The following is a 24,573-nucleotide window of genomic DNA, read 5'->3' as shown; positions in this document are numbered from 1 at the left end:
TCACGGCTGGGAACAGGCGTGCTGCTGGTGGGGGCATGACCGGTAGATCCACGCCATGCGTGGATGCTTTTCCCTGAATCATCGAAATACCCGATTCCGGGCGGGATTCATCCACGCATGGCGTGGATCTACGTTCTGCCGCGGCGCGGCTGCGGGCCGCACCCGATACAATGCCCGTCTGCCGCCGTGCGCGGTTTCCCGTCCCTGAGCCAAAGAGTTGCCCATGTCCATCGTCCGCATGACCGACCTCGACCTCTCCGGCAAGCGCGTGCTGATCCGCCAGGATCTGAACTTGCCGATCGAGAATGGCCGCATCACCTCCGAGCAGCGCATCCTGGCCTCGCTGCCCACGCTCAAGCACGCGCTGGAACAGGGTGCGGCGGTGATGGTCACCTCGCACCTGGGCCGCCCGAAGGAAGGCGTGTGGACCGAAGAGGATTCGCTGGCCCCGGTGGCCCAGCGCCTGTCCGCGCTGCTGTCGCGCGAAGTGCCGCTGGTCCGCGACTGGGTCGACGGGGTGGACGTGGCCGCCGGTTCGATCGTGCTGCTGGAAAACTGCCGCATGAACGTCGGCGAGGGCAAGGACGATGAAGCCCTGTCGAAGAAGTACGCCGCCCTGTGCGATGTGTTCGTGATGGATGCCTTCGGCACCGCGCACCGCGCGCAGGCGTCCACCCATGGCGTCATCCGCTTTGCCCCGGTCGCGGCCGGTGGCCCGCTGCTGATGGCCGAACTGGACGCGCTGGCCAAGGCGCTGGACGCACCGGCCAAGCCGCTGCTGGCCATCGTCGCCGGCAGCAAGGTCAGCACCAAGCTGGAACTGCTGGCGAACCTGGTCGGCAAGGTCGATCAGCTGATCGTCGGTGGTGGCATCGCCAACACCTTCATCGCCGCCGCCGGCTACAACGTCGGCAAGTCGCTGTACGAACCGGACCTGCTGGATACCGCGCGGAAGATCGTCGCCGATGCCAAGGCACGGGGTGCGGACATCCCGCTGCCGGTGGACGTGGTGGTGGCCAAGCAGTTCCTGCCCGATGCGGTTGCCGAAGTGAAGGCGGTCGATGCGGTGGCCGAGGATGACCTGATCCTGGATATTGGCCCGCAGACCGCCGCGCAGTACGCGCAGCTGATCGCCAAGGCCGGTACCGTGGTCTGGAATGGCCCGGTCGGCGTGTTTGAATTCGAAGCCTTCAGCAAGGGCACCGAAGCGCTCGCCCGCGCGATCGCCACCTCGCCGGCCTTCTCCATCGCCGGTGGTGGCGACACCCTGGCCGCCGTCGACAAGTTCGATATCGCCCAGCAGGTCAGCTACATCTCCACCGGCGGTGGTGCGTTCCTGGAATTCCTGGAAGGCAAGACCCTGCCGGCAGTGGCGGCGCTCGCGGCACGCGGCGCGTAAGTGATGGCCGGTTCCCATCACGCCACCGGAGAACAGCGCGCCGCGCTGTTCTTCGACATGGATGGCACGCTGATCGATTCGGAAGTAGGCATCACCCGCTGCATCGCCCATGCGCTGCAGAAGATGGACTACCCGGTGCCGCCGCAGGAAACGCTGCTGCGCTGGATCGGCCCATCGCTGCGGGTGACGTTCACGCCACTGTTCGTCGAGCCTGAGCGGGTGGAGCAGGCGGTGGGCTTCTACCGCGAGCGCTTCGACGCTGAAGGCTGGCGCGAGCATACGATCTACCCGGGCATCGAGGAGGCCGTGCGCACGCTGCATGCGCGGGGCCATCGGCTGGCGGTGGTCACGGCCAAGAACGAACCGCATGCGCGCCGCATCCTGGACCACCTGCCGTTCGGCGGGTTGTTCGAGGATGTCATCGGCTCCACGCTCGATGGTTCGCGCAGCAACAAGCCGCAGCTGGTGGGCGAGGCGCTGCATCGCCTGCAGCTGGCCCCGTCGCAGTGCTGGATGATCGGTGACCGCCGCATGGACATCGAAGGTGCACTGCACCACGGCCTGCGCAACGTGGGCGTGCTGTGGGGGTTCGGCGGCGCCGAGGAACTGACCGAGGCCGGTGCCGGCGTGCTGGCCGATACGCCGGCAGACCTGCTGCGGCTGCTGGACTGACCCTGCCGCACGCGCAGCGCCGGGCGGTCCCGGCGCTGCCAGGGGGCGCCACCATCCGCCACCGCATGTCCCTTCCTGCCCCGGGGATGTCCTGGCAGGGGTGTTGCCGGTGTCCGCCGGACAATCCGCGGCGCCAGCGCTGGCAAGGGTGTAAACGCATACATGGCGTGTGAAGGATGTGCTAATTTCCGTTCTTTCACGGGAGAGGCCCCTACACCATGTTTGACCGTCAGCGTCGCACCAAGATCCTTGCCACCCTCGGTCCGGCCACCGACCCGCCGGGCGTGCTGGAGGATCTGTTCCGCGCTGGCGTGAACGTGGTCCGCCTGAACTTCAGCCACGGCGACCCGTCCGGCCAGGCCAAGCGTGCCGCCGACGTGCGCGCTGCCGCGGCCCGGGTGGGCGTGGAAGTGGGCATCCTGGCCGACCTGCCGGGCCCGAAGATCCGCATCGAGCGCTTTGCCCAGGGCAAGGTGCAGCTCAAGGCCGGTGATCGTTTCGACCTGGTCGCCTCGCCGGATGCACCGGCCGGCGACACCACCCAGGTGGGCGTGAGCTACCTGGGCCTGCCGCAGGATGTGGGCCCGGGCGATGTGCTGCTGCTGGACGATGGCCTGATGCAGCTGCAGGTCGTGGAAGTGCAGGGCGAGCGCATCATCAACACCGTGCTCAATGACGGCCCGCTGTCCGACCGCAAGGGCCTGAACAAGCAGGGCGGTGGCCTGTCGCTGGGCGCACTGACCGAGCGCGACAAGGAGCTGATCGGCATCGTCGCCAAGATCGGCGTGGACTTCATCGCCGTTTCGTTCTGCCGCAACGCGCAGGACATGAACGATGCGCGCGAGATCGCCGAATCGCACGGCTGCTACGCCGCGCTGGTGTCCAAGATCGAGCGCACCGAGGCGATCGAGAACCTGGAGGAAATCGTCGAGGCCAGCGACGTGGTGATGGTGGCCCGTGGCGACCTGGGCGTGGAGATCGGCGATGCCGAACTGCCGGGCCTGCAGAAGAAGATCATCAAGGCCTCGCTGGCACAGAACAAGGTGGTCATCACCGCCACGCAGATGCTGCAGTCGATGGTCGAAAGCCCGATCCCGACCCGCGCCGAAGTGCTGGACGTGGCCAACTCGGTCATCGACGGTACCGATGCGGTGATGCTGTCGGCCGAAACCGCGGCCGGCGCCTGGCCGGTGAAGGCGGTCGAGGCGATGGCCCGCATCTGCCTGGGCGCCGAGCGCCAGTTCCAGATCGATACCGACTTCGGCGCCTCGCCGCGCGGCCTGGAGCGCGCCGACCAGGCGATCGCCATGGCCACCATGTTCCTGTCCCAGCACGTGGGCGTGCGGGCGATCGTGGCGATGACCGAATCCGGTGGCACCGCCCGCTACCTGTCGCGCTTCCGTGCCTCGGCACCGGTGTTCGCGGTGACCCGCCATGACGGCGCGCGCCGGCAGATGGCGCTGATGCGCGATGTGTTCCCGATCAACTTCGACAGCCGTGGCCTGACCCCGCGCGAAGCCGCGCGCGGCAGCATCCGCCTGCTGGTGGAAAACGAACTGCTGCAGGCCGGTGACCGCGTGGTGTTCACCAGCGGCGAGCACATGGAAACCCATGGTGCGACCAACACCCTGCGCCTGCTGGAAGTGGGCGAAGACGGCCGCGCCAGCGGCCTGGGCGAACTGTAAGCAACGCCGTTGCGGGGTCGGATCCGGTCTGGATCTGACCCTTCTCCAGACCGCACGGGACACGATGTGTCCTGTGCGGACAGGTGGAATCGTTTCCATCCGGTCTGCACGTCGAGGTCACGTGCCGGGGCGGCTATAATCGCGGTTTCCCGCACCCGCCTTAGGAAGTACATGAGCATCGAACAGCTGGCCGAAACCGCCCAGGCCATGGTCGCCCCGGGCAAGGGCATCATCGCCATCGATGAATCCACCGCTACCATCGCCAAGCGTTTCGCCAGCGTCGGTATCGAGAACACCGAAGAGAACCGTCGGGCTTACCGCGAGCTGCTGCTGACCACGCCGAAGCTCAACGACCACATCTCCGGCGCCATCCTGTACGACGAAACCATCCGCCAGTCGACCAAGGACGGCGTGCCGTTCGCCAAGTACATGGCCGACCACGGCATGATTCCGGGCATCAAGGTGGACAAGGGTGCGCACCCGCTGGCCGGCTGCCCGGGCGAACTGGTGACCGAGGGCCTGGACGGCCTGCGCGAGCGCCTGCAGGAGTACTACAAGCTCGGTGCCCGTTTCGCCAAGTGGCGCGCGGTCATCAACATCGGCGAAAGCATCCCCTCGGGCACCTGCATCGAATCCAACGCGCACGCGCTGGCCCGCTATGCCGCGCTGTGCCAGGAATGCGGCCTGGTGCCGATGGTCGAGCCGGAAGTCATCATGGACGGCGACCACGACATCGAGACCTGCTACGAAGTCACCGAAGCCACCCTGCGCTCGCTGTTCGATGCGCTGTACCAGCAGAACGTACTGCTGGAAGGCACCATCCTGAAGGCCTCGATGGTCATCTCCGGCAAGGGCTGCGACGAGCAGGCCGACGTCGAGGAAGTGGCCGAATCGACCGTGATGTGCCTCAAGAGCACCGTGCCGGCGATCCTGCCGGGCGTGGTGTTCCTGTCCGGCGGCCAGACCGACGAGCAGTCCACCGCGCACCTGAACGCGATGAACCAGCTGGGCAACCTGCCGTGGCCGCTGAGCTTCTCCTACGGCCGCGCCATGCAGCAGGCCGCGCTGAAGCTGTGGGCCAAGGACATGAAGGGCAACTACGCCGCCGCACAGAAGACCGTGTACGAGCGTGCCAAGGAAAACGGCCTGGCGGCGCTGGGCAAGTGGAACGGCTGAGCCCTGGGGCCAGTACCGCAGCATGAAAAACGCCGGCCGTGAGCCGGCGTTTTTTTTGCAGGATCACGCCAGCAGGGCGCTGATCCGCTGCAGGTCAGTGTCGGTGGTGGGGTTGTAGACGACCAGGTTCAGGTCGGTGCGCGCATCGACGGCGAATACCGAGTATTCGAAGGCGATCGGCCCCAGCACCGGGTGGCGGATGTGCTTGATCGCCTCGCCATGGGTTCCCTGCACCTCGTTGTCGTGCCACAGGCGCTCGAAATCCCTGCTCAGGTGGCACAGGCGCTCGACGAACGGGGCAATCGCGCTGGTCGCGCCCGCGCGCGCGGCGTCAACGCGGAAGGCGCCGACGGTAAAGCGGGCAACGCTTTCCCAATCGTACTGGGCGGCCCGGGCACGCGGGTCCAGGAAGATGTAGCGCAGGATGTTGCGTTCCTCCGGCGGCAGCGAACCGTAGTCGACCAGCATCACCGTGGCGGCACGGTTCCAGGCGGCCACATCCCAGGTGGCGGTGCGGATCAGCGCAGGGTGCGGGTGCAGGGCATCCAGCACGCGCTGCAGCCGGGGCGTGATGCCGCCCCCGTCACGGTAGCGGACCTCGGGTGGGCGGCCCAGGCCCAGCAGGAACAGGTGTTCGCGTTCGACGTCGGTCAGCATCAGCGCCGCCGCGATGCGGTCCAGGACCGCCGCCGAGGGCGCTCCCCCGCGTCCCTGTTCGAGCCAGGTGTACCAGGTGGGGCTGATGTTGGCGCGCTGCGCGACCTCCTCGCGGCGCAGGCCCGGCGTGCGGCGACGCGCCCCGGTGAAGCCGAAGGCGGCCGGGTCGAGCCTGGCGCGGCGATCGCGCAGGTAGCTGCCGAGGGGATTGTCTGGCGTGTCGACACCGCCGATCCTGTTGGTCATTTTACCCGTATAAGAACACTACTTTACCCGCATGTGATTGGAGCACAGATTCTGTCCCCACACCTTCAGGAGACAGTTTCATGCGCGTATTCGTTACCGGCGCGACCGGCAACATCGGCACGGCGGTGGTCGCCGAATTGATCGGCGCGGGCCACCAGGTGCTGGGCCTGTGCCGCAGTACGGAGAAGGAGGCGGCGCTGCGGGCAGCGGGCGCGCAGGCGCATCGCGGTTCGATCGACGACCCCGCCAGCCTCATGGCCGGGGCGGCAGACGCTGACGGGGTCATCCACCTGGCCTTCAACCATGATTTTTCGCGTTTTGCCGCCAGCTGCGAGGAGGATCGCGGTGTCATCGCGGCGTTGGCGTCGGCACTGCAGGGCTCGGACCGGCCGCTGATCGTCACCTCCGGCACCGCGATCGTGGCCGGTGTGGCGGGGCAGCCAGCCCGCGAAACGGATGCCATCGTCAGTACCCACCCGCGTGCGGCATCGGAGCAGGCGGCCGCCGCCGCCGCCGCGAACGGGACCAATGTGTCGGTGGTGCGGCTGGCACAGGTGCATGACCCGGTATCGCAGGGGCTGGTGACACCGTTGACGGCCCTCTACCGGCAACGGGGCCGGTGTGACTACATTGGCGACGGCACCCAGCGCTGGCCGGCCGTCCCGCTTGCCGATGCCGCGCGCCTGTACCGGTTGGCGATCGAACGCGCGCAGCCGGGCGCGAACTACCACGCCGTCGCCGAGGAAGGGATAACGCTGCGCGAGATCGCCCACGTGCTGGGCGAGCGTCTTGGGCTGCCGGTGGGCTCGATCACAGCGGCGCAGGCACAAGAACATTTTGGCTGGCTGGCCCGGTTTGCCTGCCACGATCTGCCTGCCTCCAGTGAGCAGACACGGCACCAGCTGGGATGGGTGCCCACTGGGCCGCGCCTGGTCGATGACCTGCGCCGGCTGGTGCTCGATCACGGCTGAAGCGCGTCGTGCCCCACGCACGCAGCGCGCAGGAAAGGGGAGCTGCCGGCGCGTTTCAGTGCGCCGGCAGCAGGCCGGGACCGTCCAGCGGGGGCAGGGGCGGGGACGTCGGCAGGGCCTCCAACGGCTGGCCCGCGGCCGTCAGCGCCTGCTGGTAGGCCTTGAAGGTGGCCGTGTTGTATGCCACCAGCACGATGCGCCGCGGCTGCGCATGGCTGCGCTGCCAGGCCAGGGTTTCGGTCACGGCCACCTGGGCGGCCTGGTACAGCGGGTAGCCGTAGACGCCGCAGCTGATGGCCGGGAACGCAATCGACTGCAGATCCAGTTTTTCGGCCAGCTGCAGCGACTTCCAGTAGCAGTTGGCCAGCAGGGCCGGTTCGTCGCGGGTGCCGTCGTGCCAGACCGGGCCGACGGTATGGAACACGTAGCGCGCCGGCAGCGCGTGGGCACCGGTGGCGCGGACTTCGCCGGTCGGGCAGCGCACGCCGGGGCGCAGTGTGGGCAGGGCTTCGCATTCGGCCAGCAGGTCGGGGCCGGCGGCACGGTGGATCGCACCGTCCACGCCACCGCCGCCGAGCAGGGTTTCGTTGGCCGCGTTGACGATCGCATCCACGGCCAGGGTGGTGATGTCGCCCTGCCACACTTCGATCTTCATGCGTCCGTCTCCTGCTCGTCGGTTGATCCGCGCAGCCACTGCGCCCGTTGTCCCACGGTAGTGGGAAGGGCATCGATGCTGCGTCATGGCCGTCTCACAGGGTGCGAACGACGGCCCTGACCGCACGATGGGCCGTGCCGGCTTCACGCAGGCTGAAGCAGAAAAACGGCGGCGGGAACCAACGGAAACGCCGGGCATGGCCCGGCGTTTTCTGGGGTGCAGCGGCCGCGGCGGGTCAGGCTGTCACGGCAGCCCGGCCAGCCATTCATCGTCCGAGCCCTCGTTCACGTCGGCGAACAACGGCGTGGAGAAGTAGCGTTCGCCGGTGTCCGGCAGCATCGCCAGGATCACCGCGCCCGGTTCGGCGCGGCTGGCCACGTCCAGTGCCGAGGCGATGGTGGCACCGGCGGAGATGCCGACGAAGAGGCCTTCCTCGGCCGCCAGCCGGCGCGCGGTGGCGATCGCGCGTTCATCCTCGATCGTCAGCAGTTCATCCACCACGTCGCGGTTGAGCACGTCGGGCACGAAATCCGGGGTCCAGCCCTGGATCTTGTGCGGCTTCCAGTCATCGCCCTTGAGCAGCGCTGCACCGGCCGGTTCGGTGGCGATGATGCGGGTCTGCGGCCGGGCCACCTTCAGCACTTCGCCCACGCCGGTCAGGGTGCCGCCGGTGCCCCAGCCGCTGACGAAGTAGTCCAGGCGCTTGCCGGCGAAGTCGCGCAGGATTTCCGCGGCGGTGGTGTTGCGGTGGTAGGCCGGGTTGGCCGGGTTGGCGAACTGGCTGGCCAGGAACCAGCCGTGCTGCTCGGCCAGTTCGCGTGCCTTGCGCACCATGCCGCTGCCGCGTTCGGCGGCCGGGGTCAGGATCACCTTGGCACCATAGGCGCGCATCAGCTTGCGCCGTTCCACCGAGAAGGTTTCCACCATGGTGGCCACGAACTTGTAGCCGCGCGCGGCGGCGACCATCGCCAGCGCCACGCCGGTGTTGCCGGAAGTGGCTTCCACGATCGTGTCACCCGGCTTGAGCACGCCGCGGGCTTCGGCATCGAGGATGATCGCCAGCGCCAGGCGGTCCTTCACCGAACCGCCGGGGTTGAAGGATTCGACCTTGGCGTACAGGGTCACCCCCGCCGGGGCCAGGCGCTGCAGCTTGACGATGGGGGTGTTGCCGACGGTGTCGAGGATGGAGTCGTACAGGGCCATGGAAGCGCTCCGGGGAACGGGCCGCGCCGGTCACGGCGGGCAGGGGGAAGGGGCCGCTGGTGCAGGGCCAGCGGCTGCCGGCTGACCGTAGCGCCGGCATATGACAGCCGGAAATGACCAGATGCCTTTCTTAAACAACGTTTGGTTATAAGCTGGTGACGGCAATTGACCTAGAGTGAACCTCCCCCCACCCCCGCTGCCGCCTGTCATGACGCTGACCCAGCTGCGCTACCTGGTTGCCATCGCCGATGCCGAGCTGAACATCACGCTCGCCGCCTCGCGCGTGCATGCCACCCAGCCCGGCCTGTCCAAGCAGCTCAAGCAGCTGGAGGACGAGCTGGGCTTCCTGCTGTTCGTGCGCAAGGGGCGCAGCCTGGAATCGGTCACCCCCGCCGGCACCGAGGTCATCAGCCGCGCCCGTGCGGTGCTGGCCGAGGCCAACAACATCCGCACCTATGCGGCCAACCAGCGGCGGGAAAGCCAGGGCCAGCTGATCCTGACCACCACCCATACGCAGGCGCGCTTCGTGCTGCCGCCGGCGGTGGCGCGCATCAAGCAGTCCTACCCGCAGGTGAGCGTGCACCTGCAGCAGGCCGGCGAGGCCGATGCGCTGGACCGGTTGAACCAGGGCGATGCGGACATCGCCATCATCAGTACCGCCGGGGGCGAACCCAGCGATGGCATCGCGGTCCCGCTGTACCGCTGGCGGCGGCTGGTGGTGGTACCCAAGGGCCATGCGCTGGACCGTGCCGGCCGCGTGCCGGACCTGCCGGCGCTGGCGGGGCTGCCGCTGATCAGCTACGAGTCGTCCACGCGACCGAATTCATCGCTGCAGCGTGCCTTCGGCAGCGTCGGCCTGGAACCGAACCTGGCGCTGACGGCGCTGGATGCGGACCTGATCAAGACCTATGTGCGTGCCGGCCTGGGCGTGGGATTGCTGGCGGAAATGGCGGTCAGTGCCGCCGATGAGGACCTGCGTGCCTGGACCGCGCCGGCGCCGATCGCCGAGTGCATCGCCTGGGCGGTGCTGCCGCGCGATCGCGTGCTGCGTGATTACGCACTGGAACTGGTGCACGTGCTGGCCCCGCAGATCGACCCGCGCGACCTGCGGCGTGTGCTCGACGGCAACCAGGCCCCGTCCTGGCCGGAACCGCCGACCTGGGAATCGCTGACCCAGACCATCACGGTGTGAGGTTGGTCGAGCAGGGCTTGCAGCCCTGTTCCGGCGGCTGTTGGCAGGTGTCGACCCTGGTCGACACGGTAGATCCACGCCATGCGTGGATGCATTTCGATTCCAATTCGAAATATTCGATTCCGATGGAACTTCATCCACGCAGGGCGTGGATCTACTGCAGATCGCGGAGATCTGTCGACGGCGGGGTGGGGCCGGTTGTGGCCAAGGCGACAGGGACGTACCTGCGCCGTCCCCCTCCTGCGACGGTTCGTCGCACGGCCTCCCCTGGACCCGCCTCTACACTGGCGGGATGACCCGCCTGTTCCGTCCGCAGCGCCTTCTGCTCCAGCTCGCCGTCCTGGCGACGCTGCTGATGGTGCTCGCGCCGCTGGTCAGCCGCGTGCTGCAGGCGCAGCCGATGGACCCTGCGGCGATGATGGGGATGGACCACGCTGCCATGGGCCATGACATGCACGACATGGGCATGGACATGGCTGGGCACGATCAGCACGGCGCTGCACCGGATGCACCCGCACGCCCGGCCGATCCGCATGCGATGCACGGCGAGGCCTGCGACTACTGTGTGCTGGCCATGCGCCTGCTGCCCTGGTTGGCCGTGGTGGTCCTGCTGCTGCCGTTGCAGTGGCGACCGCGCCTGGCCTTCCCGTGGACCCGCCCGCTCCTGCCCCTGCCGCGCTGGCCTGCGCATGCCGCGCGGGGCCCGCCCGTCCGCGCCGCCGTCCGCTGAATTCCCTGCCGACTACGCCGCACGACGCCTGACCGGGCGCCGTGCGTGCCTGCGTACCCTGGAGCTGTCCGATGAACATGACGTCCCGCCCTGCGGGCGCGCGCACGCGCCTGCCTGTCGCCCTTGGCCTTGCGCTGGCCGCGCCACTGGCCCACGCCGCGCCCGCTGATGAGGCGCGCACCCTGGAAACCCTGGTGGTCACTGCCGCCGCACCGTCCTCACCGCTGCACTGGGTGACCGACCCGCGCCTGCCGCGGCAGCCGGTACCGGCCAGCGATGGCGCCGATTACCTCAAGACCGTCCCCGGTTTTTCCACCGTCCGCAACGGTGGCACCAATGGCGATCCGGTGCTGCGCGGCATGTTCGGTTCGCGCCTGAACATCCTCAGCAACGATGGCAACCTGATCGGCGCGTGCCCCTCGCGCATGGACAACCCGCTGTCCTACATCGCGCCGGAAACCTTCGACCGGCTGACCGTCATCAAGGGCCCGCAGAGCGTGCGCTGGGGCGCGGGTGCCTCGGCCGGCACCGTGCGCTTCGAGCGCGATACCCCGCGTTTCGACACGCCGGGGCTGCGGGCGAGCGCCAGCGCGCTGGTGGGCGCGCGCGACCGCAACGACCAGGTGCTCGACCTGACCCTGGGCAATCCGACCGGGTATGTGCGCGCCAGCGGCAACCGCTCCGAAGCGGATGACTACAAGGATGGCCACGGTGAGGTGGTGCCGTCGAAGTGGCGCAAGTGGAATGGCGATGTGGCCATCGGCTGGACGCCCGACGCCGACACGCTGCTGGAGGTATCCGCCGGTGCCGGCGATGCCATCGCCCGTTATGCCGGCCGTGGCATGGACGGTGCCGCATTCGAGCGCACCAGCTATGCCGCACGTTTCGAGAAGCGCAACCTGCCCGGCGCGTGGGAGACGCTGCAGGCCAACGTGTACGACAACGAGGCCGACCACGTGATGGACAACTACACCCTGCGCACACCCAAACCGGCCAGCAGCATGCCCATGCCGATGGCGTCCAATGTGGACCGGCGCACGCGCGGCGGCCGTATCAGTGCTGAGTGGCGCTGGCAGGATGTGCAGCTGGTGGCCGGCGTGGATGCCGAGGACAGTCGCCATCGTGGCCGCAGCGCGATGGGGCGCGATGCCTACCGGGCAGTACCCTGGACGAAAGATGCGCAGTTCCGCCGGCAGGGCGTGTTCAGCGAATTGACACTGGGGGCCGGTACCGCGCAGCGCTGGATCGGGGGCCTGCGCATCGACCGCGCGCGCGTGCGCGATGACCGCACCGCGGTGCGCGGCATGATGATGGACATGCCCAACCCCACCGCAGGGCAGGAGCGCCGGCAGTGGCTGGGCAGCGGTTTCCTGCGCATCGAGCGTGATGTCGCCGCGGGCCTGACCGGGTATGCCGGGCTGGGCCACAGCGCGCGCATGCCCGACTACTGGGAACTGTTTTCACCCGACCGTGGCCCGGCGGGGGCCGCCAACGCGTTCGCGGGCATCCGGCCCGAGCGCACCACGCAGCTGGATGTGGGCCTGCAGTACAAGGGCCCGCGCCTGCAGGCCTGGGTGTCGGCCTATGCCGGCCAGCTGCGTGACTACATCCTGTTCACCTACCACGCCGGGGGCATGATGGGCAGCAGCAGCCAGGCCGGCAACATCGACGCGCGCATCGCCGGGGCGGAGGCCGGGGCGCAGTGGCAGCTGTCCCGGCAATGGACCGTGGGCGGCACGCTGGCCTACGCCTGGGGCGAGAACACGGATGAGCACCGCCCGCTGCCGCAGATGCCACCGCTGGAAGCGCGCCTGCAGGCTGGCTGGGAAGGCCGCAACTGGAGTGCCGGGGCCTTGCTGCGTGCTGTCACGGCCCAGCACCGTGTCGCGATCGGGCAGGGCACGGTGGTCGCCCAGGACCTGGGGCCCAGTGCCGGCTTCGCCACGCTGGCGCTCAATGCGGCCTACCGCTTCTCGTCGCAGCTGCAGCTCAGTGCCGGGGTGGACAACCTGTTCGACCGCGCCTACAGCGAGCACCTGAACCTGGCCGGCAGCGCCGATTTCGGCTTCCCCGCCGATCCGGTGCGCATCAATGAGCCGGGGCGCAGCCTCTGGATGAAGCTGAACTACCGGTACTGACGCGACCGGCCGGGCCAGGCGGGACCGGCCCGTGGCCGCATGGCGGCGTGCCCCTTTCCGGTGAAGGGGCACGCTTTCCGCCATGCCGCGCGTGGATACACCCCGACACACGGTGACACCGCCCCGGCAACCCTTGCACGGAAGCGGTTCACGGCGCTATCGCGGCCCACCCGGCAGGGCGGTAAACGCTTGGCACATACGGGTTTCATCAGGGCGCGCCTACACTCGCCGGTCGTGCATAGACTGGATGTGTTCATGTTGGGACGTAGCGCCGCGACCGTGCTCCTTGGCCTGGGACTGGCCACCCTCACCGCCTGTGGGGGAAAAGAGGAGGCTGCCACCCGGCAGGGCGGTGCGGCCGTGCCGGTGACCGCCCAGGTCGTCGCGCCGTCGGCATGGAGCGACACGCTGCAGGCGCTGGGCACGGCCAAGGCACGCGAATCGATCACGGTCACCGCCAAGGTCAGCGAGATCATCGAGCGCGTCCACTTTGAAAGCGGGCAGCAGGTGGCCGCGGGCACCCCGCTGGTGACCCTGCGCGGTCTGGCCCAGGAAGCGGCGCTGACCCAGGCCCAGGCGACCTTCGCCGAAGCCGACCAGCTGTACCGGCGCCAGCGTGAGCTGGCCACCCAGCGGCTGGTGTCCAGCGCCACGCTGGATACGCAGAAGGCCATCCGCGATTCGGCCGAGGCGCGCGTGGTGCAGATGCAGTCGGACATCGGCGACCGCCGTGTGCGGGCGCCGTTCGCCGGCGTGCTCGGCATCCGCCAGGTCAGCCCGGGCTCGCTGGTGACACCGACCACGGTGATCACCACCTTGGACGACATCGAACGCATGCACGTGGATTTCCAGGTGCCGGAGGCCGAACTGGCCTCGCTGTCCAACGGCGACAAGGTGCAGGCCACCAGCGTGGCCTGGCCGGGCCGTACGTTTGAAGGCGAGGTCAGCACGATCGATGCCCGCGTCGATCCGGCCACCCGCGCGGTCACCGTACGGGCCGATTTCGCCAACACCGACCATGCCCTGCGCCCGGGCATGCTGCTGGACGTGCGCATCTTCCGCCCCGAGCGCCAGGCGCTGGTGGTGCCGGAAATCTCGGTGGTGCAGGTGGGGCGGGATTCCTTCATCTACCGCATCAAGGACGATGCCACCGTGGAGCGCGTGGATATCGTGGCCGGGGCGCGCCGCGCCGGTGTGGTGGAGATCCGGCAGGGCCTGCAGGCCGGCCAGCGCATCGTGGTGGACGGTACCGGCAAGCTGCGCCCGGGCCTGAAGGTCGATGCCAAGGACACCGCGCCGGTCAATGCGCCTGCACCGGAAACGATGCCCGCACCACCGGCCGTGCCGGCCGGTACGCCGGCCACGGGTAACGGCGGATGAAACTGTCCGACATTTCCATCCAGCGGCCGGTGCTGGCCGTGGTGATGAGCCTGCTGCTGCTGGTGCTGGGCGTGATGTCCTTCACCCGCCTGACCCTGCGCGAGCTGCCGGCGATCGATCCGCCCATCGTGTCGGTATCGGTGGATTACACCGGCGCCTCGGCCGCGGTGATCGAAAGCCGCATCACCCAGGTGCTGGAAGATGCGCTGGCCGGCATCGAAGGCATCGACACCATCAACGCGCGCAGCACCAACGGCCGCGCGCAGGTCAGCATCGAGTTCACCTCCAACCGTGATATCGAGGCGGCCGCCAACGATGTGCGCGATGCGGTCAGCCGCGTCGCCGACCGCATGCCCGAAGAGGCGCGCCCGCCGGAAATCGCCAAGGTCGAGAGCGATGCCGACCCGATCATCTGGTTCAACATGTCCTCCACCACGATGGACACGCTGGAACTGAGCGACTATGCCGACCGCTACGTGGTCGATCGCTTCTCCAGCCTGGACGGCGTGGCGCAGGTGCGCATCGGTGGCCGCCAGCGCTATGCCATGCGCATCTGGCTGGACCGTGACCAGCTGGCCGCGCGCGGGCTGACCACCGGTGATGTGGAATCGGCCCTGCGCAACGAGAACGTGGAGCTGCCGGCCGGTCGCATCGAATCGGCCGACCGCGACTTCACCCTGCGCGTGGAGCGCAACTACATCAAGCCGGAAGACTTCGCGACCATTCCGCTGGGCAAGGGCCGCGACGGGTATGTGGTGCGCATGGGCGATGTGGCCCGCATCGAACTGGCGTCGGCCGAGCGCCGTGCCTATTTCCGCAGCAACGGCGAGCCGGGCATCGGCCTGGGCATCGTCAAGACCTCCACCGCCAATGCACTGGACGTGGCGCGTACCGCGCGCGCCGAAGCCGAGCGCGTGGCGCTGACGCTGCCGCAGGGCACGCAGATCTTCGTCACCTTCGACAACACCACCTTCATCGAAGCGGCAGTGGACCGCGTCTACGCCACGCTGGTGGAAGCGATGATCCTGGTGCTGGCGGTGATCTGGCTGTTCCTGGGCAGCTTCCGCGCCGCGCTGATTCCCGCCGTGACCGTGCCGGTCTGCCTGGTCGCGGCGTTCATCGCGCTGTACGCGTTCGACTTCTCCATCAACCTGTTGACCCTGCTGGCGCTGGTGCTGTGCATCGGCCTGGTGGTGGATGATGCGATCGTGGTGGTGGAGAACGTGCAGCGCCGCATCGACCTGGGCGAACCACCGCTGGTGGCCTCCAAGCGCGGTACCACGCAGGTGGCGTTCGCGGTGATCGCCACCACGGCCGTGCTGGTGGCGGTGTTCCTGCCGGTCGGCTTCCTGGAAGGCAACACCGGGCGCCTGTTCCGCGAACTGGCCGTGGCGCTGGCCGCAGCCGTGGCGCTGTCGGCATTCGTCGCGCTGACGCTGACGCCGATGATGGCCTCCAAGCTGCTCAAGCCGCACACCGGGCAGGCGCCGCGTGGCCTGCACGGCTTCGTCAACCGCCATCTGGAACGCCTGGCCGGGGCCTATGGCCGCCTGCTCGACCGCCATCTGGAGCGCACCTGGATCTACCTGGTGGTGATGGCGCTGGCCCTGCTGGCAACCTGGGGGCTGCTGAAGATCCTGCCCTCGGAACTGGCACCGGCCGAAGACCGCGGTTCGTTCCAGATCATGATCGATGGCCCGGAAGGTGCCGGCTACGACTACACCGTGGCACAGGTGCAGCAGGTCGAGGCGCTGCTGGCGCCGCACGTGGGGCCGGACAAGCCGATCGTGCGCGCCAACCCGCGCGTGCCCGGCGGCTGGGGCGCCAGCGAGGAAATGCACACTGGTCGTGTCAGCGTGTTCCTGCAGCCCTGGCGGCAGCGCACCGACAACACGCCCGACGTGGCCAACGCGCTGCAGAAGGAACTGGATACCCTGCGTGGCGTGCGCGTGCGCACCCAGGTCGGTGGTGGCCTGGTGCGTGGGGGCGGCCAGCCGTTCCAGATCGTGCTCGGCGGGCCGGAGTATGCGGAAATCGCCCAGTGGCGTGACCGCGTGCTGCTGCGCATGGCCGACAATCCCGGGCTGGTCGGCGTCGATTCGGACTACAAGGAAACCCGCCCGCAGATGCGGGTGAACATCGACCGCCAGCGTGCGGCCGATCTGGGGGTGCCGGTCACCGCCATTGGTTCGGCGCTGGAAACCATGATGGGCTCGCGCCGTGTCACCACCTTCGTGGACAACGGCGAGGAGTACGACGTGCTGGTGCAGGCCGGCCGCAGCGGCCGTGCCACCCCGGCCGACCTGGCGGCCATCCGTGTGCGCGCCGGTTCCGGCGAACTGGTACCGCTGTCCAACCTGGTCACGCTGAGCGAGGTGGCCGAAGCCGGTACGTTGAACCGCTTCAACCGCCTGCGCTCGATCACCATCAGTGCCGGCCTGGCCCCGGGCTACCCGCTGGGCGAGGCCATCGCCTGGGCACAGCAGGTGGTGGCCGAGGAACTGCCGCAGCACGCGCAGATCGACTGGAAGGGCGAGTCGCGCGAATACCAGAGCTCGGGCAGCGCGGTGCTGCTGACCTTCGCCATGGCCCTGCTGGTGGTGTATCTGGTGCTGGCCGCGCAGTTCGAGAGCTTCATCCATCCCTTGACCATCATGCTGACCGTGCCGCTGGGCGTGCTCGGTGCGCTGGTCGGCCTGTGGGTCAGCGGCGGCACGGTGAACCTGTTCAGCCAGATCGGCATCGTGATGCTGGTCGGCCTGGCGGCGAAGAACGGCATCCTGATCGTGGAATTCGCCAACCAGCTGCGTGATGACGGGCGCAGCGTGCGCCAGGCCATCATCGAATCGTCGATGGTGCGCCTGCGGCCGATCCTGATGACCTCCATCGCGACGGTGGTGGGGGCCATCCCGCTGGTGGTGGCCGGTGGCCCGGGCTCGGCCAGCCGTGGCACCATCGGCATCGTGATCATGTTCGGCGTGACCCTGTCCACCTTCCTGTCGCTGTTCGTGGTGCCGGCGTTCTACGCGCGGCTGGCCCCGTTCACCCGTTCGCCGGAAGCGGTCAAGCGCGAACTGGACCGGCAGGAGGCGGAAACACCGTCGGTGGGCGGCCATGCCTGAGGCGGTCAGCCTGCACGGGGAGGGTTTCATCCTGCGCCCCTGGCGTAGCGATGATCTGGACGCCCTGCTGCGTCATGCCGATGACGCGGAGGTGTCGCGCGGGCTGCGCGACCGCTTCCCGTACCCGTATACCCGCGCCGATGGCGAGGCCTTCCTGGCCGGGCGGGTACTGGCCCCCGGTACGTTGAACCTGGCCATCGAGATCGATGGCCAGGCCTGCGGCAGCCTGGGCGCCCAGCCCGGCACCGCCGAACGCGGGCATACCGCCGAGCTGGGCTACTGGCTGGGCCAGGCCCATTGGGGCCAGGGCCTGATGACCCGTGCGGTGGCGGTGTTCGCCCCGTGGGTGATGGACGAACTGCGCCTGTTCCGCCTGCAGGCGACCGTGGTCGATTTCAACATCGGCTCGGCCCGGGTACTGGAAAAGAACGGATTCCAGGAAGAGGGGCTGGAGCGCTGTGCCATCTACAAGCGCGGGGTGCTGCACGACCTGCGCCGGTTCGCCCGGGTACGCACGCAGCTGCCCTGACGGTGGCCGGGCGTGGCCCGGCACTGCCCGGTCGTCCTCTTTTTCCCGGCAGCACCGGGTGATGCCCGGCCGATGCCTTCCAGCGCTACCGCAGCGCTCCCCGATCAGGGAGAATCACCCGGTCCCCGCCAGCCGACGGGACGTCCTTCACTACCGCCGACTGGAGAGATCGCGTGGAAGCAACCGTACATTTCATCAACAGCATCATCTGGAGCAAGGCACTGATCGTGGTGTGCCTGGGCGCGGGCCTGTTCTTCAGCCTGCGCACGCGCTTCATGCAGATCCGGGGCTTCCTGGAAATGTGCCGCCTGACCGTCCGGGGTGAAAAGTCCGACGCCGGCGTGTCCTCCTTCCAGGCCCTGGCCATGTCGATGGCCGGCCGCATGGGCATCGGCAACATCGCCGGCGTGGCCACCGCCATTGCCTTCGGTGGCCCCGGCGCGATCTTCTGGATGTGGGTGATGGGCTTCCTCGGCGCGTCCACCTCGTACGTGGAATGCACCCTGGCGCAGATCTACAAGACCAAGGATGCCGAAGGCCGCTACCGCGGTGGCCCGGCGTACTACATCGAAAAGGCCATGGGCCTGAAGTGGTACGCGCTGGCGTTCGCCATCGCCACGATCATCGCGGCCGGTTTCCTGATGCCGGGCGTGCAGGCCAATGCCATCGCCGACAGCGTCATCAATGCGTGCCGTGGCACGGCCCTGTGCGGGCCGCTTGATGGCCAGGCGTTCGGCATGGACCAGGTGCAGGCGCTGAAGCTGGGCATCGGCATCGTGGTCGCCCTGCTGCTGGGCGTGGTGATCTTCGGTGGCGTCAAGCGCATCGCCAACTTCGCCGAAGTGGTGGTGCCGTTCATGGCGGCCGGCTTCATCCTGATGGCCATCGTCATCATGGTCATCAACTATGACCGCGTGCCGGAGATGTTCAACATCATCTTCAGCAGCGCCTTCGGTACCCATGCCGCGTTCGGCGCGATGATGGGCCTGGCGGTGGAATGGGGCATCAAGCGTGGCATCTATGCCAATGAGGCCGGTCAGGGTTCCGGCCCGCACGCGGCAGCGGCCTCGGAAGTCTCGCATCCGGCCAAGCAGGGTTACGTGCAGGCCTTCGCCATCTACTTCGACACCATGATGGTGTGCACGGCCACGGCCTTCCTGATCCTGGCCAGCGGCACCTACAACGTGTATTCCCCGGTGGAAGGGGCCGCACCGATCTTCCAGGGCCTGGCGGGCATTCCCGAGGGCGCCGGTTACGCGCAGGCGGGCGTGGAAGCAGTGCTGCCGGGCTGGGGCTCGGCCTTCGTCTCCATCGCCATCTTCTTCTTCGCCTTCACCACCATCATGGCCTATTACTACATGGCCGAAACCAACCTGACCTACGTCAACCATAACAAGAAGCGCCCGCTGACCGTGCTGGTGCTGCGCCTGGGCATCATCGCCATGGTGGTGTTCGGCGCCTTCCACAATGCCACCCTGGCCTGGGCGCTGGGTGACATCGGCGTGGGCCTGATGGCCTGGCTGAACATCATCGCCATCCTCATCATCCAGAAGCCGGCCATGCTGGCCCTGCGTGACTACGAACGACAGAAGAAGCTGGGCCTGGACCCGACGTTCGATCCCGATGCCCTGGGCATCAAGAACGCCGATTTCTGGCGCCAGCGCAAGCAGGAGACCGTGTAAGTGAATGACCCCTGGAGCAACCGCCGTCCCTCCGCACGCCCGCCGCGTGCCACGCCCCTGCCGCGTAGCGACGCGCCGGCAGGGGGCACCGGGGGCGGTGGTCCTGGGCGCAATGCCGACGAACTGCGCCTGTTCGGCCTCAATGCCGTGCTGGCCGCGTTCAACGCCCGGCCGCAGGCGCTGCGCAAGCTGTACCTGCTGGAGGCGCGCATTCCGCGCCTGCAGCCGCTGCTGAAGTGGTGCGTGGCCAACCGCGTGGGTTACCGCGTGGTCGAAGAGGGCGACCTGAACAAGCTGGCCGGCACCACCCACCACGAAGGCGTGGTGGCCGATGTGCAGCGCGCCGCACCGCTGCCGCTGGCGCAGTGGCTGGAGGGGCTGCACGACGGCCCGGTGCTGGCCCTGTGGCTGGATGGCGTGGGCAACCCGCACAACCTGGGGGCGATCCTGCGGTCGGCCGCGCATTTCGGCGTGTCGGCGCTGCTGCTGCCGGCCGACAGTGCGCTGGCACTGTCCGGTGCGGCGGCGCGGGTCGCCGAGGGCGGTGCCGAGGCGGTGCCGCTGGTGCGCCTGCCCGTGGCCGCGCAGGCCATGGCACAGCTGCGCCAGGCCGGCTTCGGCCTGGCGGCGACGCTGGTGGACGGTGGCGAGGATGTCTTCCGCGCCACGCTGCCGGCACGCCTGGTGTACGTCATGGGGGCCGAAGGCGAGGGGATGGACCGCAGCCTGGCCACGCAGTGCGACCAGCAGTTGTCCATTCCCGGCAGTGGGGCGGTGGAAAGCCTCAACGTGGCGTCGGCCACCGCCGTGCTGCTGGCGCAGTGGGCCAGTCGGCGCGGTTGAAGTTTCAAACTTCCCGCATCGCCAGCGGCATCGGTGGCGCGGAATGATGGGCAATTGCCACTTGCTGTCCAGGGGTGGCATTCCCGGAGCGCATCGCGGCCACCGCGTGGGGTGGCTCTGCCGGACCCGGCCTGACGGCCGGGTTTTCTTTTGCCTGGCGTTGCCTGGATCGACAGGGGCCGGGCCTTCCCATCGCCGTCCAGTCAAGCATCCTTTGCTGATTGTCAGGCGCGATGAGAGATTGAAAGTTTCCTCATTGGCCCGGCTGTTCCGGCGGCGCACGGTGGATGTCCATCCAACGTCGCAACGGAGTGGCCCTGATGCATCGATCCCACCGCAACGCGCCGGCATCCTGCCTGCTGCTGCTTTCCGTCCTGCTGCCCGCGGCCATGGCGTCATCGGTACAGGCCGGCGAACGCAGCCTGGACGGCGTCAATTTCACCGGCCCGCTCATCACGCCCAATCCAGCGGGCCTGCCCCAGGGCCACTGGTACGTGGAGCCGTACCTGGTCCGCAGCGACAGCCGCCATCATTTCGATGCCGGTGGCGACCGCCGCGACAGTGCGGCGCGCAGCGGCGGCTGGGCGGTGGTGCTGCCGGTCATCTACGGCTTCAGCGACCGGGTCACCGGGCAGGTGAACCTCAGTGCCGTGCGCGCCGAAGCCGGCGCGGCACACAGCAGCGGGTTCCGCGCCGGGGATACCACCGCACGCCTGCAGTACCTGCTGCAGGCACCCGATGCCGACGGCAGCCGCCCGGCGGTGTCGGTGGCGCTGGTACAGCGCTTCACCACCGGCAGTCATGACCGCATTTCCGGCAACCCGCTCGATGCCCAGGGGGACGGTGTACAGCGCACCACGGCCGCGCTGGGCATCCAGCAGGTGGTCTGGCTGCGCAACGGCCGCCCGCTGCGCTGGCGTGGCCAGTTCAGCGCCGGGCCGGCACCGGCCCGCACGGCCATCAGCGGCGCCAGTGTCTACGGCACCGGCGAGGGCTTCCAGGGGCAGATCGCGCGTGGTTCGGTGCTGGGGGTGTCGGTGGGGGCCGAGTACAGCGTCAACGCGCGCTGGGTGGGCGTGCTGGAGGTGGCGGCCAGCCGTGAAAGCCGCCAGCACCTGTCGGGCATCGCACCGGGTTCGGACGGGCGCTGGCGGCACATCGAGGAACACCGCCCCGCCAGCCGCAGCATCAGCATCGCTCCGGCCGTGGAGTACCACTTCAGTCCGGCGCTGGGTGTGATTGCCGGTGTGGAGATCACCGTGGCCGGGCGCAACGCGGGGCAGGTGGTCAGCCCGCAGGTCGCCCTGGGCATGTTCTTCTGAGGGGGCACTGATGACCATCACCGCTCTCTTCAGTGTCGAGGCGCTCGTCGGCAAGGTGCTGGCGGTTGTCTGGAGCCCGTACCTGGTCGTGCTGTGCCTGCTGGCTGGCCTGTACTTCAGCATCCGCACCCGCTTCATCCAGCTGCGCGCGCTGCCGGACATGCTGCGCCTGATGTTCCGCCATGAGCGCTCCGGTGCCGGCATCTCGCCGTTCCAGGCGCTGTCGCTGTCCCTGTCCAGCCGGGTCGGCGTGGGCAACATCGCCGGCGTGGCGATGGCCATCGCCTTCGGCGGGCCCGGCGCGATCTTCTGGATGTGGATCGTTGCCTTCCTGGGCGCGTCCAGTGCGTTCATCGAATCCACGCTGGCACAGATCTACAAGGGACGCGATGCCCACGGGCAGTATCGCGGCGGGCCGGCCTACTACATCGAAAAGGGCCTCGGCCAGCGCTGGTATGCGGTGCTGTTCGCACTGGTCACGGTACTGGCCGGGGCGTTGCTGGCCGGCACGCAGTCCAATGCCATCGCCAGCGCGGTGAACGAAGCCTGGGATGTGCCCGCACGGGTCACCGCCGGCGTGCTGCTGGCCGTGCTGGCGGTGATCGTGTTCGGCGGCGTGCGGCGCATCGCGCGGGTCGCCGAATGGGTGATTCCCCTGATGGCCGTGGCCTACCTGCTGGTCGCGGCGCTGGTGATGGTACTGAACATCGACAAGGTGCCCGAGGTGATCGCGCTGGTGCTGCGCAGTGCGTTCGGCGTGGATGCGGCCTTCGGTGCGATGATCGGCACGGCCATCCAGTGGGGCGTGCGCCGCGGGGTGTTGTCCAATGAGGCCGGCATGGGCAGTGGCGCGCACCCGGCCGCGGCGGCGGAGGTATCCCACCCGGTCAAGCAGGGGCTGGTGCAGGCGTTCTCGGTCTACATCGACACCATGATCGTCTGCAGCGCAACGGCCTTCCTGATCCTCTCCACGGGCCTGTACAACGTCTACGATCCGGCGGTGAACGGCGTGCCCGATGAAGCACGGCTGCTGCTGGGCAACCTGCCCGGCGTGGAGGCCGGCCCACGCTTCGTGCAGTACGCGGTGGAGTCGGCGCTGCCCGGCTTCGGCAGGTCCTTCGTGGCACTGGCGATCCTGCCGTTCGCGTTCACCACCATCCTGGCGCTGTACTACATGGCGGAAACCAACATCAGCTACCTGTGCCGTGACCGGCCGGGCGTGGTGACCATCGGCCTGTTCCAGCTGCTGTTCCTGGCGGCGACCGGCTATTCGGCGGTGAACAGCGCCACGGTGGCCTGGTCGCTGGGCGACATCGGTGTCGGCCTGATGAGCTGGTTGAACATCATTGCCATCCTGCTGCTGCAGAAGCCTGCCCTGGTCGCGCTGCGCGACTACGAGGCACACCGTCGCAAGGGCCGCGATCCGCAGTTCAGGCCCGGTGCGCTGGGCCTGCGCAACACGCGTGCGTGGGAGGGCTAGCCTTCCCGCACATGCACGGAGCCGGCACCGGGCCGGCTCCGCAGGGGGGCTTACTCGTTCGGCGGCGTGGTTGCCTTGGCCTCGCTGCCGAACGTGCCATCAGCCTCCGCGGCCAGGTAGGCGAACACCGCATAGGCCGCCACGTTCTGCGCCAGCGCCTTGGGGTCGATCTTGTCCAGGGTGTCGTCAGCGGTGTGATGCAGGTGGAAGTAATCCGACCCGTCCTGCGCCAGCCATGCCCAGGCGCCGCCCTTGGCCGCCAGCGGACCGATATCCGGGCCCGGGCCGCCCTTGTCGGCCTGGTATGCGATGCCCAGGGGCTTGAGCACCTCGGCGATCTGCTTGGTCGCTTCACGTGAACCTTCCGGGTTCGGCGAGCCGGTGTTGAACGCATAGATGCGGCCGGCACCGAAATCACTTTCGGCCGACAGCTGGTGGCGGGTGATGTCCTTGGCATGCGCCTCGGCATACGCCTTGCCGCCGTACAGGCCCTGTTCCTCATTGGCGAACGCCACCACGCGGATGGTCCGCTTGGGGGCCTGCTTGAGCTGGCCGATCAGGTGGCCGGCGGCCATGGTGATCGCCACGCCGGCGCCATCATCCACCGCACCGGTGCCCAGGTCCCACGAGTCGAGGTGACCACCGATCACCACCACTTCCTTGGGCAGGCTGCGGCCGGTGATTTCACCGATGACGTTGTACGAGGTCGCCTGGCCATCCCAGCCGCAGTCCAGTGCCACGCGCACGCGGGTGGCCCCACGGGCCAGCAGGCGCGCCAGCTGGTCGGCGTCCGGCACGGACAGCGCCGCCGACGGTACCGGGGTCAGGCCTTCATCGAAACGGGTGATGCCGGTGTGCGGTACGCGATGCGAATCGGTACCGGCCGAGCGCATCAGGAAGCCGACGGCCCCCTTGCGGATCGCTTCGGACGGCCCCTTGCTGCGGATCGCGCCGCCACGGCCGTAGTCGCGGCCATCGCGGTAGGCCACCATCTGGTAGTCGACGAACGCGATCTTGCCCTTCAGCGATCCCTCCGGTGCGGCCTGCAGCGCGGCCAGGTCGGCAAAGCGCACCACCTCGGCTTCCACCGTGCCGCCCGGGCTGCCGCCCAGCGCGGTGACCTGCAGCGGCTGCGGGTTGCTGCCCACCACGGCGGCCTGTTCACTGCGGCGTTCCCACTTGGGGAAGGTCACCGGCTCCTTCCATACCTTGTCAAACCCCAGTGCCTTGAACTTGGCTTCCGCCCAGGCCACCGCGCGCGCATCGGCTTCGCTGCCGGCCAGGCGTGGGCCGATCTCGGTGGTCAGCGATTCGACCACCTTCCAGCCGGTATCGTCATTGACGGCCTGGTCGCGCAGCTGGGCTGCGGTGGCCAGCGATGGCGGTGGCAGGGTCGTGGCGCGCGGCGCGGCGAATGCCGGGGCGGTCAGCAGGGCGAGGGTGGAAGCAAGGGCAAGGACACGGCGGCGCATGGACGGCTCCGGGAAGGGG

Annotated in this window: 19 protein-coding genes; 15 read left to right on the top strand and 4 right to left on the bottom strand. The window is 68.6% G+C overall.

Annotated elements, in window-relative coordinates; translation table 11 throughout:
* Window positions 1–223: 223 nt before the first annotated feature.
* The 4 genes from Q9R17_RS04250 to Q9R17_RS04235 all read left to right on the top strand — a co-directional run bounded on the left by Q9R17_RS04250 (window position 224) and on the right by Q9R17_RS04235 (window position 4,932).
* On the top strand, window positions 224–1,399 hold the full coding sequence (locus tag Q9R17_RS04250; protein WP_308157204.1) for a phosphoglycerate kinase: 1,176 nt from the start codon (window positions 224–226) through the stop codon (window positions 1,397–1,399).
* Window positions 1,400–1,402: 3 nt separating this feature from the next.
* Window positions 1,403–2,071 carry an HAD hydrolase-like protein gene (locus Q9R17_RS04245; RefSeq protein WP_308157203.1) on the top strand — a complete coding sequence of 223 codons (669 nt, stop codon included), beginning with the start codon at window positions 1,403–1,405 and terminating at the stop codon, window positions 2,069–2,071.
* A gap of 218 nt (window positions 2,072–2,289) precedes the next feature.
* A complete protein-coding gene (pyk, locus tag Q9R17_RS04240; protein WP_308157202.1) occupies window positions 2,290–3,756 on the top strand; it encodes a pyruvate kinase in 1,467 nt (488 codons plus the stop codon).
* Between the two features lie 171 nt (window positions 3,757–3,927).
* Window positions 3,928–4,932, top strand: a complete 1,005-nt coding sequence (locus tag Q9R17_RS04235; protein WP_308157201.1) for a class I fructose-bisphosphate aldolase — start codon at window positions 3,928–3,930, stop codon at window positions 4,930–4,932.
* Between the two features lie 63 nt (window positions 4,933–4,995).
* Here the strand turns inward: Q9R17_RS04235 and Q9R17_RS04230 are convergent, their stop codons facing one another.
* The gene (locus Q9R17_RS04230) at window positions 4,996–5,835 is read right to left on the bottom strand and encodes a helix-turn-helix transcriptional regulator (RefSeq protein ID WP_308157200.1); all 840 of its coding nucleotides are present in this window, start codon (window positions 5,833–5,835) and stop codon (window positions 4,996–4,998) included.
* A gap of 80 nt (window positions 5,836–5,915) precedes the next feature.
* Between Q9R17_RS04230 and Q9R17_RS04225 the strand changes: the two genes are divergently transcribed.
* Window positions 5,916–6,806 (top strand): SDR family oxidoreductase, encoded by an 891-nt coding sequence (locus Q9R17_RS04225; RefSeq protein ID WP_308157199.1) that lies wholly within the window; start codon window positions 5,916–5,918, stop codon window positions 6,804–6,806.
* A 55-nt stretch (window positions 6,807–6,861) separates the two neighbouring features.
* On the opposite strand, the gene Q9R17_RS04220 is transcribed toward Q9R17_RS04225, so the two are convergent.
* Together Q9R17_RS04220 and cysK are read right to left on the bottom strand one after the other, a co-directional pair.
* Entirely contained in the window at window positions 6,862–7,461 is a 600-nt protein-coding gene (locus tag Q9R17_RS04220) for an O-acetyl-ADP-ribose deacetylase (RefSeq protein WP_308157198.1), read from the bottom strand.
* A 243-nt stretch (window positions 7,462–7,704) separates the two neighbouring features.
* A complete protein-coding gene (gene cysK / locus Q9R17_RS04215; protein ID WP_308157197.1) occupies window positions 7,705–8,664 on the bottom strand; it encodes a cysteine synthase A in 960 nt (319 codons plus the stop codon).
* A 208-nt stretch (window positions 8,665–8,872) separates the two neighbouring features.
* Here cysK and Q9R17_RS04210 point away from each other — a divergent pair, with 208 nt between their 5' ends.
* The 10 genes from Q9R17_RS04210 to Q9R17_RS04165 all read left to right on the top strand — a co-directional run bounded on the left by Q9R17_RS04210 (window position 8,873) and on the right by Q9R17_RS04165 (window position 23,082).
* A complete protein-coding gene (locus Q9R17_RS04210) occupies window positions 8,873–9,856 on the top strand; it encodes a LysR family transcriptional regulator (protein ID WP_308157196.1) in 984 nt (327 codons plus the stop codon).
* 292 nt (window positions 9,857–10,148) lie between these two features.
* Window positions 10,149–10,586: a DUF2946 domain-containing protein gene (locus Q9R17_RS04205; RefSeq protein ID WP_308157195.1), complete on the top strand. Its 438-nt coding sequence runs from the start codon at window positions 10,149–10,151 to the stop codon at window positions 10,584–10,586.
* A gap of 71 nt (window positions 10,587–10,657) precedes the next feature.
* On the top strand, window positions 10,658–12,724 hold the full coding sequence (locus Q9R17_RS04200; protein WP_308157194.1) for a TonB-dependent copper receptor: 2,067 nt from the start codon (window positions 10,658–10,660) through the stop codon (window positions 12,722–12,724).
* Between the two features lie 255 nt (window positions 12,725–12,979).
* Window positions 12,980–14,104 carry an efflux RND transporter periplasmic adaptor subunit gene (locus Q9R17_RS04195; RefSeq protein ID WP_308157193.1) on the top strand — a complete coding sequence of 375 codons (1,125 nt, stop codon included), beginning with the start codon at window positions 12,980–12,982 and terminating at the stop codon, window positions 14,102–14,104.
* On the top strand, window positions 14,101–17,226 hold the full coding sequence (locus Q9R17_RS04190) for an efflux RND transporter permease subunit (protein ID WP_308157192.1): 3,126 nt from the start codon (window positions 14,101–14,103) through the stop codon (window positions 17,224–17,226). Before Q9R17_RS04195 ends, Q9R17_RS04190 begins: the two co-directional genes overlap by 4 nt.
* The gene (locus tag Q9R17_RS04185; protein WP_308157191.1) at window positions 17,219–17,755 is read left to right on the top strand and encodes a GNAT family protein; all 537 of its coding nucleotides are present in this window, start codon (window positions 17,219–17,221) and stop codon (window positions 17,753–17,755) included. Before Q9R17_RS04190 ends, Q9R17_RS04185 begins: the two co-directional genes overlap by 8 nt.
* A gap of 173 nt (window positions 17,756–17,928) precedes the next feature.
* Window positions 17,929–19,437, top strand: coding sequence for an alanine/glycine:cation symporter family protein (locus Q9R17_RS04180; protein ID WP_308157190.1), 1,509 nt, complete (start codon window positions 17,929–17,931; stop codon window positions 19,435–19,437).
* A gap of 57 nt (window positions 19,438–19,494) precedes the next feature.
* Window positions 19,495–20,280, top strand: a complete 786-nt coding sequence (locus tag Q9R17_RS04175) for a TrmH family RNA methyltransferase (RefSeq protein ID WP_308158272.1) — start codon at window positions 19,495–19,497, stop codon at window positions 20,278–20,280.
* A 320-nt stretch (window positions 20,281–20,600) separates the two neighbouring features.
* Window positions 20,601–21,602: a hypothetical protein gene (locus Q9R17_RS04170; RefSeq protein WP_308157189.1), complete on the top strand. Its 1,002-nt coding sequence runs from the start codon at window positions 20,601–20,603 to the stop codon at window positions 21,600–21,602.
* Between the two features lie 10 nt (window positions 21,603–21,612).
* Window positions 21,613–23,082 (top strand): alanine/glycine:cation symporter family protein, encoded by a 1,470-nt coding sequence (locus tag Q9R17_RS04165; protein WP_308157188.1) that lies wholly within the window; start codon window positions 21,613–21,615, stop codon window positions 23,080–23,082.
* A 50-nt stretch (window positions 23,083–23,132) separates the two neighbouring features.
* On the opposite strand, the gene Q9R17_RS04160 is transcribed toward Q9R17_RS04165, so the two are convergent.
* Window positions 23,133–24,554, bottom strand: a complete 1,422-nt coding sequence (locus tag Q9R17_RS04160; RefSeq protein WP_308157187.1) for a M28 family peptidase — start codon at window positions 24,552–24,554, stop codon at window positions 23,133–23,135.
* Window positions 24,555–24,573: the final 19 nt, after the last annotated feature.

Source organism: Stenotrophomonas sp. 24(2023) (assembly GCF_030913365.1).
Lineage (GTDB): Bacteria > Pseudomonadota > Gammaproteobacteria > Xanthomonadales > Xanthomonadaceae > Stenotrophomonas.
This window is presented reverse-complemented; position numbering and strand designations above follow the sequence as displayed.

Bases quoted from the DNA above. Each gene is read 5' to 3' on its own strand.
- Q9R17_RS04225 (WP_308157199.1), top strand. From the start codon at position 5,916: ATGCGCGTATTCGTTACCGGCGCGACCGGCAACATCGGCACGGCGGTG.
- Q9R17_RS04160 (WP_308157187.1), bottom strand. From the start codon at position 24,554: ATGCGCCGCCGTGTCCTTGCCCTTGCTTCCACCCTCGCCCTGCTGACC.
- Q9R17_RS04195 (WP_308157193.1), top strand. From the start codon at position 12,980: ATGTTGGGACGTAGCGCCGCGACCGTGCTCCTTGGCCTGGGACTGGCC.
- pyk (WP_308157202.1), top strand. From the start codon at position 2,290: ATGTTTGACCGTCAGCGTCGCACCAAGATCCTTGCCACCCTCGGTCCG.
- Q9R17_RS04170 (WP_308157189.1), top strand. From the start codon at position 20,601: ATGCATCGATCCCACCGCAACGCGCCGGCATCCTGCCTGCTGCTGCTT.
- Q9R17_RS04165 (WP_308157188.1), top strand. From the start codon at position 21,613: ATGACCATCACCGCTCTCTTCAGTGTCGAGGCGCTCGTCGGCAAGGTG.
- Q9R17_RS04205 (WP_308157195.1), top strand. From the start codon at position 10,149: ATGACCCGCCTGTTCCGTCCGCAGCGCCTTCTGCTCCAGCTCGCCGTC.
- cysK (WP_308157197.1), bottom strand. From the start codon at position 8,664: ATGGCCCTGTACGACTCCATCCTCGACACCGTCGGCAACACCCCCATC.
- Q9R17_RS04185 (WP_308157191.1), top strand. From the start codon at position 17,219: ATGCCTGAGGCGGTCAGCCTGCACGGGGAGGGTTTCATCCTGCGCCCC.
- Q9R17_RS04245 (WP_308157203.1), top strand. From the start codon at position 1,403: ATGGCCGGTTCCCATCACGCCACCGGAGAACAGCGCGCCGCGCTGTTC.
- Q9R17_RS04200 (WP_308157194.1), top strand. From the start codon at position 10,658: ATGAACATGACGTCCCGCCCTGCGGGCGCGCGCACGCGCCTGCCTGTC.
- Q9R17_RS04190 (WP_308157192.1), top strand. From the start codon at position 14,101: ATGAAACTGTCCGACATTTCCATCCAGCGGCCGGTGCTGGCCGTGGTG.
- Q9R17_RS04235 (WP_308157201.1), top strand. From the start codon at position 3,928: ATGAGCATCGAACAGCTGGCCGAAACCGCCCAGGCCATGGTCGCCCCG.
- Q9R17_RS04250 (WP_308157204.1), top strand. From the start codon at position 224: ATGTCCATCGTCCGCATGACCGACCTCGACCTCTCCGGCAAGCGCGTG.
- Q9R17_RS04210 (WP_308157196.1), top strand. From the start codon at position 8,873: ATGACGCTGACCCAGCTGCGCTACCTGGTTGCCATCGCCGATGCCGAG.
- Q9R17_RS04220 (WP_308157198.1), bottom strand. From the start codon at position 7,461: ATGAAGATCGAAGTGTGGCAGGGCGACATCACCACCCTGGCCGTGGAT.
- Q9R17_RS04230 (WP_308157200.1), bottom strand. From the start codon at position 5,835: ATGACCAACAGGATCGGCGGTGTCGACACGCCAGACAATCCCCTCGGC.